Source organism: Shewanella sp. 10N.286.52.B9 (genome assembly GCF_002873635.1).
Classification (GTDB): domain Bacteria; phylum Pseudomonadota; class Gammaproteobacteria; order Enterobacterales; family Shewanellaceae; genus Shewanella.
Map to the genome: position 1 here is coordinate 1 of NZ_MCTY01000068.1, position 422 is coordinate 422.

The window sequence follows — 422 nt, forward strand, 5'->3', positions numbered from 1 at the left end:
CTTGGCTAAAATTAGCGACGGAGGAGCGCATGCCAAGCGTTTTGCGTCCCTTGCATTATTGCCTTGTTAGCTTTCAAATGCATACCTTAGCCTGATGTTGAGATTATCGTTTAAGAACGCATCTGCTTTTTCAAAAAAACTAAGGGCGGCATCTATCGGTTCAAATTCGCAGGCAATTAAAATGGAAATCTCTTTGTTTTTGGCGTCAGGAAAATCACTGAACAATTGCCCTGATTCCACAAAAGAAATATACGTATTCAATTTCTGTTGCAATGCCAATAAGTGTTCTTGTGGCACTGACCAATCAAGATGATCAGTAATCAGTAACACCACATCATCGTGTTCATCGCTTCGAATGACAGAGTCAATCGCTTGGGTATCAGTTATAGACATACCATCCTTGAAAGCTAACAGCTTATTCA

At 40.3% G+C, this 422-nt stretch carries 1 protein-coding gene; it reads right to left on the reverse strand.

Going from position 1 to position 422, the window contains the following annotated elements:
- Positions 1-66: 66 nt before the first annotated feature.
- Positions 67-422: DUF6572 domain-containing protein (locus BCU91_RS05160; protein ID WP_206747617.1), on the reverse strand; the 356-nt coding region annotated here is incomplete at its 5' end.